This window comes from Methanospirillum sp. (assembly GCF_035406105.1).
Lineage (GTDB): Archaea > Halobacteriota > Methanomicrobia > Methanomicrobiales > Methanospirillaceae > Methanospirillum.
Genome location: NZ_DAONKG010000107.1, coordinates 1 through 8449 on the forward strand (window position 1 = coordinate 1; position 8449 = coordinate 8449).

9 protein-coding genes are annotated in these 8449 nt (G+C 40.5%); 3 read left to right on the plus strand and 6 right to left on the minus strand.

The annotated features are described in order from the left end of the window. The 3 genes from PLA23_RS07630 to PLA23_RS07640 form a co-directional block, all read left to right on the plus strand. Positions 1-406, plus strand: a 406-nt coding sequence (locus PLA23_RS07630; RefSeq protein WP_324474741.1) for a sensor histidine kinase, incomplete at its 5' end; no start/stop codon positions are given. After that, positions 403-1077, plus strand: a complete 675-nt coding sequence (locus tag PLA23_RS07635; protein ID WP_324474743.1) for a response regulator — start codon at positions 403-405, stop codon at positions 1075-1077. The genes PLA23_RS07630 and PLA23_RS07635, both read left to right, overlap by 4 nt. A gap of 32 nt (positions 1078-1109) precedes the next feature. Then, positions 1110-1421: a hypothetical protein gene (locus PLA23_RS07640; RefSeq protein ID WP_324330847.1), complete on the plus strand. Its 312-nt coding sequence runs from the start codon at positions 1110-1112 to the stop codon at positions 1419-1421. A gap of 226 nt (positions 1422-1647) precedes the next feature. On the opposite strand, the gene PLA23_RS07645 is transcribed toward PLA23_RS07640, so the two are convergent. The 6 genes from PLA23_RS07645 to PLA23_RS07665 all read right to left on the minus strand — a co-directional run bounded on the left by PLA23_RS07645 (position 1648) and on the right by PLA23_RS07665 (position 8382). Further along, positions 1648-1947 carry a hypothetical protein gene (locus tag PLA23_RS07645; protein WP_324474745.1) on the minus strand — a complete coding sequence of 100 codons (300 nt, stop codon included), beginning with the start codon at positions 1945-1947 and terminating at the stop codon, positions 1648-1650. A gap of 2269 nt (positions 1948-4216) precedes the next feature. Beyond that, positions 4217-4903: a tetratricopeptide repeat protein gene (locus tag PLA23_RS07650; protein ID WP_324330841.1), complete on the minus strand. Its 687-nt coding sequence runs from the start codon at positions 4901-4903 to the stop codon at positions 4217-4219. 46 nt (positions 4904-4949) lie between these two features. After that, positions 4950-6410, minus strand: coding sequence for a PKD domain-containing protein (locus tag PLA23_RS07655; RefSeq protein ID WP_324474746.1), 1461 nt, complete (start codon positions 6408-6410; stop codon positions 4950-4952). A 71-nt stretch (positions 6411-6481) separates the two neighbouring features. After that, on the minus strand, positions 6482-6898 hold the full coding sequence (locus PLA23_RS13775) for a tetratricopeptide repeat protein (RefSeq protein WP_502883604.1): 417 nt from the start codon (positions 6896-6898) through the stop codon (positions 6482-6484). A 342-nt stretch (positions 6899-7240) separates the two neighbouring features. Beyond that, entirely contained in the window at positions 7241-7831 is a 591-nt protein-coding gene (locus PLA23_RS07660) for an HD domain-containing protein (RefSeq protein WP_324474748.1), read from the minus strand. Continuing rightward, positions 7828-8382 (minus strand): class I SAM-dependent methyltransferase, encoded by a 555-nt coding sequence (locus tag PLA23_RS07665; protein WP_324331300.1) that lies wholly within the window; start codon positions 8380-8382, stop codon positions 7828-7830. Before PLA23_RS07665 ends, PLA23_RS07660 begins: the two co-directional genes overlap by 4 nt. Positions 8383-8449 lie beyond the last annotated feature (67 nt).

Sequence of the window (8449 nt, forward strand, 5' to 3'; positions counted from 1 at the left end):
CCTTTCATTTTCACAATATCTTCTTCAGTCATATGGCATCGATTCAGAACGAATATCCATTCTTATGGAGTTTGATGAACTTGAGATGAATATTACCACAGCAGTTCCTTTAAGTCTCATCCTGAATGAGATGATAACCAACTCATTAAAAAATGCCTTTCCTGAAAATAGGAAGGGAATTGTCAGAATAAAGATCGGAGAAAAAAATAACAATTACCTGCTGTCATATACTGATAACGGTATCGGTATACCGGATACCATGCTCATTACCCATCCACAAACCTTGGGGCTGCAGATGATTCAGGGTCTTACCACACAGATAAAAGGACAATTATCACTCATACATGATACAGAATTTGGATATATTATTGAATTTCCCAAACAATGCAGGAAGGATCCAGTATGAATCAACCAAAAGTACTCATCGTTGAGGATGAATTTCTAACCGGTGCCGATATCAGGTCAAAATTGATAAAGATGGGATGTCAGGTTATGAAGGTGGTTGATTCGGGCGAAGCAGCCATTGATGCTGTTCAGGCTGAAAAACCAGACCTTATCCTCATGGACATTACATTGTCAGGCAAAATGACCGGTATTGAAGCAGCTCAGATAATTCAGTCAAAGGATGATATTCCGGTAATCTACCTGACAGCCCATACAGATAAGACAACCATCTCCAAGGCAAAAGAAACATCGCCGTTCGGGTATCTCATTAAACCCTTTGATGAGAGGTCCCTGCAGATTACCGTAGAGGTAACCTTACACCGTCATGAGATGGAACGGAGATTAAAAATAAGTGAAGAGAGATACCGATCAATTGCCGAACTATCTGATGATTTTATTATGATCCTGGATCGTTCATGTACGATCCTGTTTATTAATACAGCAGCGGCCAGATTCATCGGAGAGAAACAGGAGTTCATCAACGGAAAAAAGTTTGGTGATATCGTCCCTGGTGATCTTCCGGAGAAAATGATTCCAACGATTCATAATGTTTTTTTACCGGACAGAAGCATCGTATACATGATGAGTATATCCTTCCCGGTGATCATTCGATCTGGCTTGATAGCTCGCTGATTCCTATCCTATCAGGAACTGATGATGATCAGGTGCTCTTAGTTTCACGTGATATCACGGTTGAAAAAATTATTGAGAAAGATATTCAGGACCATGGTCTGATGCAGATTGAAAAAAATATGGAGCAGTTCCAGATCCTGAATGATCAGATACGAAACCCCCTGCAGACAATTACCCTTATGGTCACGATGGAAGAAGGACCATATACTGAAGAGATACTAAAACAAATCGGAATTATCGATGACCTGGTGAAACAACTTGACCGGGGCTGGCTTGAATCATCCAAAGTCCGTTCTTTTTTATTAAAACATTACCGGCATGGTGAGTTTGCGAATAAAGAGTAGATAAATGGTCATATGACCTGCTCCTGCTAATTTCAGGAATATCAGGGTCTGTACAACTCCTGCGTCAAGATGAAAATACTCTTTGGATGACCAGAGAAGCAAAAATCTTGAATAAACATCAAGGATACCAGGAATACTGGCCTTCATCAATATACGGTTTATCTGCCACCGTTCAGATCTCGTAGTAACCGGTGCATTGTCAAAAGCAATGATCATTATCGGGAGATCATTGAGAATAGCAAGCACTACGATCATGAGTGCTGAGACCGGTTAAAATTAATAAAATAATACAGAGCGTCAGAAAGATAAGAATCCTTACCGTTTCTGCAATAGGATATACAGCATAGCTTTCCATCTTATTGAAAATTTCTCTGTTACGCTCTATTGCAGCGATAATGACCGATAATCCAGGCTTTGTTAAAACAATTTTTGCAGCGGATTTTGCAGCATCCGTTGCACCAGTAACGGCAATTCCGGTGTCAGCTTCCCTGTTTGCGGGTGCATCATTTACTCCGTCACTCATCATGCCAACAATGTTCCCCCGTTCCTGCAGGTTTTTTACAATATCAAATTTGTCTTCCGGGAGTCTATAAACTCTATAAATCAAGAGACATGGTAGAGAAACATTTTGATACCTTTAAAAATGAACTCCAGGCAGATAAGGTGTATTTAAGAACAAATGAAGCCTTTTTTGGGCATATTATCACCTCATTTCTCTCATTGTTTGTCTCTTAAAAAAATGTCAACAGATTAAAACGTGCAAATTTAATTGCTCATTACTCACCTCACGATGTCCTAATAAGGTTTAGTGCCATATATAAATGCAAAGTGGGAGAAAGAGATGAGTTGACAGAGATTCCAAAGAAGGTTCGCGCATTGGCTGTTGATTTGAATTACCACATATTCCCTAAATGAAATCGGTTTTAAGTTACAATTACCTATCAGTATTGATTATAGGAATACGATATAACTCCGGTGATATCTTGTACCACCTTTTTGGGTTTTGTATGAATCTAAAGGATCCAGAAATCATTCGTTATTTCACTTTTTTTCGAACGCGGGAATAGGTATCTTTTCATGAGATTGATAGCGTCGTAATATGGGCACATCCTCATATATTCGAGAATAGCTAAAAACCCCTTTCAACAAATTTTAACTTATAAATACTTTATATACTTGCGATCACCAAAGGGGGGTTTTAACTATCCTTATTCAATCCTGCATATGGTTTTATTTATCAGGGCAGGAGTGGAAAACTACGATGTCCTGAATAAAGAGAAATACCTTATGATTTAAGAGATATGGAGCTATTTTCTCTCATGATTAATTCCGCTGCGGCTGGAAGCCATTGACATGGTAACACGAATACAAAAAAGGGTTAGTGGTTGTGACAGCACGTATGCGTATGGTTGTGTTCTCCATCATGTATATGCTCATGGATATGTTTTTTACCATCATGCTCGTGCTCGTGCTCATGTTTGTTTGCATCGTGACAACACATCGTTGTTACCTCCATTAACTACTTATCAAGTTAATGATATATCTATTTTTTTGTAGTATTACAAAATTTAAGAACGTATTATCCATCTCTGCCTTAAATATAGTTTATCTCATCTCAAAAAAGAGTATTACGAATATGGATTAAAAATATGAAATAGTTAACACTCGTATGAAGAAGAAAAATATCAGGATCACAAAAACGAAAGAGGGGAAAAAAAGAGTTTCCAAACCAAAGGAATGAATCCATATGGTATCGGTTTAAGGATAGTACGTCACAATCTAAACTCTCAAAAAGAACTCGATAGTATCTTTAGAGGTACAATTCTCTGTATTTGAAATTCTATTAAGTACACATCAGCTTGTCTGTATGATTATGGCATTAAAAAAGGCTATTCGCTGTTTCAAGTGGGCAAATTTACTGTAGGTGACCGTACCTGAAGGAGATCCTGGTCATTTCTCATCATTCCGATACCCTCACGCATGAATTTTCAAGGCCTGAATATGGCTATTAGGCCCTCTAGAAAACCATTTGTGTATCTATTTATTAATTTCAATCCCATCCTTATGCTATTTTAGCGTCTTTGCAACCATTACCATTGGATGAATCCTGCAGTGAGTACCACAGAACTACCATTTTATAAGGAAGCATTCGTCGACTCTCCATCTGGCATAAACCAAAGATTTTGCAGACTTCGTTTTAGATTATATGCTTATGGAGTCTTTAGGTTCATGTCCTTAACCCCGCCTAACGTTTTCAATTGTTTTTTAGTTACTAATGAAGGATTTATACCAAATTATCCGCATATTTCTCTAAAAAGCCATTTCATTTCTGTTCTAACCTACTCACTTTATCTTATGCTCCATTCATAAATTTCATTACGTGAAATATATCGAAAATAATTGAATCATTTGTGAAATATCCGTTATCCCTTTTATGAAAGCAGGGGGCACATCGATGCAAAAATTACTTATTTGCTCCAATGTTTGTCACGGAGTCCAAACTTTTTTGTAATTTGAAAAATTTGCATTGTTTTTGCAAACAGAAAAAAATTGCTTCCAAATAAAGTAAATCAACGATTTTCTCTCGCCAAAGGCACGTTTACATGTCGAACATTACAAGGAGGACAAATTTTTCGAGGGATTATACGATGTAGGTACGATTGAGGATCAAAAAATTCTAAATAATACCATGTCCGGTCTTTGTATCATGGACAACTCAATTTTTGAAGGAGGAGAAAGAAAATTGTTGTTTCCTGTATGTTTTTTTCTGGCTGGATACTCATATGGGATGTACGTTATAATGTCCAGTTAAAGGCATCTTTTACCGTGCCATCCTTATAGTATCCAACTACCCTGATATTAAGACCGTTACCGAGAATCTGCTCTGCTGGTTGGGAAAACGATGGAGAGAACCGGAAAAAGTCTGAAGGGTCCTGGTTATTAAGCAGGATTTTAGTCTGGAGTAATCCATCGCGGTCAAGCAGGGTAAATTTGGCAAGATTTCCCAATTCATTCGCGACTTTCATCTCAACCGCTCCATTTCCTGATCCAGAGCCTTGAGTTTGTACAGATGAATAGGCAAAAAGGCCTCCGCTCAAAAGGCACAACGCCAGTGTTAGCAGTACGATAAACGTGATAGTCCGAATATTAAGTCGTGATTTCCCTCTGACACGCCACTTTCTGTATCTTTCCATGTCCTGATGGCTAACCATAGGTACTGGAATATCATCTGATGGTATTTTACGAAGATTCCTGTCTCTGTTTTTTTCATAGGTACTATTTCCCGGCTGAAGGATGAGTGCTTGCTCAAAGGCTTCATCTGCAAGCTGATAACGACCAGTTTTTGAGAAGACAACACCTATTGCGTTCCATACAACATGATTTGTGTGGTCATTGTTCAATATCTCACGAAAAATGTGTTCGGCTCTGGAGTAATCTTTCTCAGCATATAGTCGCATACCTTCGCGAAAACGTTCATCCATCTTTTATCCTCACGAATGTACAGAAATCATGAATTACTACTGAAGGTTATTGTTGTTCAAATGCTCTCGCTCTGCCATGAATAAACACTGAGTTCATATCAAGTGTAATATTCATCCGTTTCACCTCCTGAGGGATGATGTCGTGAATTACCAATTCTTTTTTCCAGTCAACCGTTGTATAATTTCTATCCCAGATAAGGCTACAAAAAGAATTTTTTTCAGTCTCTATAATTGCGTCTAAATCAGAATGATATCTCTCAATCATAGGGGATACAATCTCATGACAAAATCCGTTATCAAGGAGTATTCCATTGATCACCAGTGACACATTCCCAAGGTTGTCTGCATGTATATCTCCGGCTAGAGAGATGTGTGCATTCCTGCTTTTTTCATTAAAGTAAATCGCACATCTATCCTCATTACGCAGCTCATACCTGGTTTCGTTAACTATGGCATATCCATTCATGCCACGCTGGACCCATTGGATGAAACTCCCCTTAGATATGGTGGCGTTTCCTGATGAAGTAAGGGTAATATCATGGAAATTTTTAAATTCAGACTTTTTATGACCAAAATTTTTTGTAAACTGCATATCCGATTCAAACAAAGCAAATGATTCGGAAATATTGCAACGATCCCCATATCCGGTTGTAATCCAGAATCCGGGTTTTAGATCTTCTCTTATTCGATATACTCCACCATAATCCAGTATGGAAAACTGATACCTTCCATCTGAATCGGTCAGTGTTGCCTGTATCGGTTTCCAAACTCCATCTTCTTCATGCTCAAGATATATCTGCCAGCCGGAAAGATTGCTTTCCCCCGGATCAATGGTTTCATTGACATTCTCATCCAGCCACAGTCTCCCTGAAATAGTGCCTTTCACCTGTGCATTAATTGATATGATCGCGGACTGACTCTGTCTGCAGCGATTGGATATTGTCAGGGATGCAAAATAGATACCGGGCTTATAATAGGTATGACTGACATTCCGTTTTGTTCTCTCAGTGATTTCAATCATCTCTCCGTCTCCGAATGCCCACTTCCACGTATATCCGTCTTTAATCACAGGTGAGGTGTCAGTAAAAGAGACTCTAAGAGGAACCGTTCCAATTCGTGGATAGGCGACAATCTCTGGAACTATCCGGTTACAGTCGGGATAAACCTGTAATGTGCTGGTATTAGATTCATTACATGCATTCCATACCGTTAGAGTAACGGTATACGGTTTTGGAGGGCTGGCATATGTATGGACAGGTCTCTCCTCTGTAGAACTGTTTCCATCTCCAAAATCCCATCTTCTCCTGACGTGTGATGGAACTGTACCATTCGTTTCTATAAAGGTTACCTGAAACGGATCATAATCAACAATGCTCGTCGTGAATGAGGCGTGAACGGGGGGACATTTTTTCAGAGTAGGGGTAGGAGTTACTTGAGTTGGCTGAGTAGGTGTGGGCGTCGTGTCATTTGTGGTTGATGAACCGGTAATTACGCCAATCGGATTCATTGCAATGAGTACTATAAGAGTGGCACATCCCAAGGATATTAAGCCGTAGATGACATGCCGAAGCCTGATTCCTAAATAAATGAGATTCCGGATGATAACCGCAAATAAAAAAAACAATAGAAAATCACACCAGAAAGCCCGAGTATTTGGTTTGCAGGAGATTGAATAACTATGCCTATCGTAGGAGCAATGAAAAATATCCCGAGTAACAGGCTTCCAATAATAAAACAAGCATAATCTGCGGAATTAGTCTTAATTTTCGACAAAAACCGGGTGATATCTTTTCGTTTAGGAAGTTGAATGGGAAGTGGGGGTGGCTCATCGGTCTTACTCTTTAAACTCTCCAAGTTTTTCTTATATATCTGATTATCCGGGCTCAATTTTACTGCATTTTCAAAACATGTACGTGCCTGGGTGAAATCTTCAAGTCTGGTCAGGCATACTCCGAGTGCATTCCAGGCTTTATGATGGCGCCTGTCTGATTCCAGAAGGGTAAAAAAATTTCAGATGCCTGTTCATATTCACCATTCTTAAATAATTGAATACCCTGTTTATACAAGTCTGACACAGATAAGCCTCCCTGCGTAGATATCCATGGCTGGATTATTATCTCATATGGGCCATTATAGGTGCACCATTGTATAGAGGGGACTATTCGTCAGAATTAATCTTATAGATTATGAAATAGTATGATGCAATATCGCCAATAAATACTCCTCGGAAGAAGAGATACAAAAAAATATCGCAATTTCACCTCTTTCTCACGAAAACTGGGTATTATTCACATCTCCCCTATGACAGGATCTGCATATACCATCCGTATCTCCCTCTCATACGGGATCACGCTCCATCTGCCGTTCCTCCTCCAATGCCTGAACAAATGCAGCCAGCAATGCATGCCTCCGTTTTGCCATCTCTCTCCCGGTCCTGGTGTACATACGATCAGGTAATTTGAGCAATTTCCCATGGATATGGTCAAGACCATCCTGTATATCCCCGCTCCGCTCACCGGCTGACATGAATGCCCGTGCGATTCCGACAGCCCCCATGGCATCTAGTTTATCAGCATCAGAAAGAATTTTGGCCTCCAGGGTCTCTGGCAACAGGGTAGTACTGAACCGGTGGGCTCTGATCGCATGCAGAATACGGGAAATCCGCTCTGACCCGTATGATATTTCGTTCAGGAACTCAGCTGCCATTTCAGCTCCTTTCACCTCGTGCAAAACTCCTGTCGATCGCTCAAGAGGTCGTGCAATATCATGAAAGATGGCTGCCGGAATCAGGATATCCATGTCTGCCTGCTCTTTTTTTCCGATATACTCACACAGGGCCATCACCCGGAGAGTATGATCAAATCCGTGTGATCCTGGCTCATGAAGTATCTGCCTAACATACTCCCGCATCAAAAAGAATTGGTTCATACTTTCTGCAAAATGACCTGATGTTCCCATCTGCTATGCTGCTCCCGTGCGATAATAAAACCGGCAGCCAGTGCATCCTTCATCTCCTGATCGAATTCAGTTCGGTTTACATGTCCGTTTGGTTCACTCACCAGAAAAAGCCCGCCCGGCTTACTACAATCAAACACCTCGGAAAACAGGGTATAAGGAGATGGCACTTCATGGACCACATGAAAAGCGATTGCAAAATCAACCGTTTCAGACATCTGGAGCTGTAACGACTCTGCTGATGTCTTGTGGAGGAGAACCCGGTCAGAAACCCCTTTTCGCGTCATCCGCGACCCTGTCATAGTGAGCATTTCCTGCTGAAGATCTGCAGCAATGACCTGTCCGGTGGGCCCGACCAGATCTGCCAGGACTCTGGTAAAAAATCCAGGTCCGCATCCCACATCAAGAACTGTCATTCCTGGCCTGATATAGGGTTTAAGCAACCTCTTCGGTCTGATGAGAAGCGACCGCAAGGGATTATCAAGCATCCATGCCCGGTCAGCCGGACACACTGAATGAGCCATTCGTAGTAATTTCTATCTGACCATTATCAAACCGGAAGAAAAGAGTGATACAGTGACCAGGTTTCTG